The following is a 1,464-nucleotide window of genomic DNA, read 5'->3' on the forward strand; positions in this document are numbered from 1 at the left end:
AGCTAAAATCAAATAATTTTAGTGGATGACAAAAAACCCGGCTCAGGCCCTGAGGAATCCCCAGTAATGGGCGGGTAAAAAAGGACGAGCATAGAGTTTTGTGATCTACTGGTTGTGCTAACAATTCAGGGAGATCACCTCTATGCCCGTTCGTTCATTATGCCAGAAGTTTTTCCGTGATGCTCTGGCTCCATTTCATCAGTACCGCCAGCGTGCCATCCTTGACGCCACTGCTGCGCTCAGTCGGGGCGCATCCCTCACCCTTACCAGCATTGGACGCTATCTGCCCGGCAATGCTCAGGTAAAAAACAAGATTAAACGCATCGATCGCCTGCTGGGCAATGATGCTTTACACCGTGATATTCCGGCTATTTTTCATAACATTACCCGGCTTCTGACCCGAGACCTTACGTTGTGCGTCATTGCTGTTGACTGGAGTGGCTATCCCTCTCAGGCATTCCACGTTCTGCGTGCCAGCCTGGTTTGCGACGGGCGTTCTATACCGCTTCTAAGTCAGGTTGTCCCCTCATCCCGGCAGCAACACGCTCAGGTGCATAAGGATTTTCTGAATGCACTTGCAGCAGCCATCTCTCCGGATAAAAAAGTCATCATCATTACTGATGCTGGTTTCCAGAGCGCCTGGTTCCGTCATGTCCGCTCACTGGGCTGGGATTTTATTGGCCGGATACGGGGAAACGTCCAGTTCCGGCTGGCCTGTCTTCCTGAACGATGGTTAAAACTGAAAATGTTGCGAGCCAGCAGTAAAGCAAAATATCTGGGGGCAGGAACGCTGGTCAGGGCTGAATATGGGCGATGTGAGGGCCATTTTTATTTCCATAAAAGAGCATCAAAAGAGAGAAAGAACCAGCGCGCCCGCTGCCGGATCTCACGTTATTCTCAGGAAAAAGCAGGCAGAGAGGCGGCAAAAGAGCCCTGGTTAATCTTCAGCAGCACGAATGAATTTGAGGCCCGAAAAATCATGAAGTTATACAGCAGAAGAATGCAGATAGAGCAAAACTTCCGGGATGAAAAAAGTGAACGCTTTGGTTTTGGTCTCAGAGCCAGCCACAGCCATTCAGCGGGTCGTCTGCTGGTACTGAGCCTGCTGGCAACCCTGGTTACTATAGTGATGTGGCTGTTGGGTTATCATGCTGAAAATAAAGGACTACATCTGAGATATCAGGCGAACAGTCTGAAGTCGAGAAGAGTCATTTCGTATCTGACATTAGCGGAAAATGTCCTGCGGCATTCTCCGCTAATTTTAAGACGAACGGTGCTGAGCACCGTTCTTAACCACCTCGCCAGAGCCTACCGAAGTATGGTGCTGGTTTATTAGCGCTGAGTTTGTGGGGATCCCTCAGGGCGCGGGGCGCTTAACCCCCTTGCAAAACATGGCTGGCAACAAGAGATACTATCAGGCTGTGTGCCTTAATCCTCATGATGCTGCTGGATTAAGGGACACAG

The 1,464-nt window shown here is 50.1% G+C and carries 1 protein-coding gene; it reads left to right on the plus strand.

Annotated elements, in window-relative coordinates:
* Positions 1 to 142: 142 nt before the first annotated feature.
* Positions 143 to 1,336, plus strand: coding sequence for an IS4 family transposase (locus KEC56_RS13815; RefSeq protein WP_227531399.1), 1,194 nt, complete (start codon positions 143 to 145; stop codon positions 1,334 to 1,336).
* Positions 1,337 to 1,464: the final 128 nt, after the last annotated feature.

The organism is Microbacterium tenebrionis (genome assembly GCF_020682665.1).
Lineage (GTDB): Bacteria > Actinomycetota > Actinomycetes > Actinomycetales > Microbacteriaceae > Microbacterium > Microbacterium tenebrionis.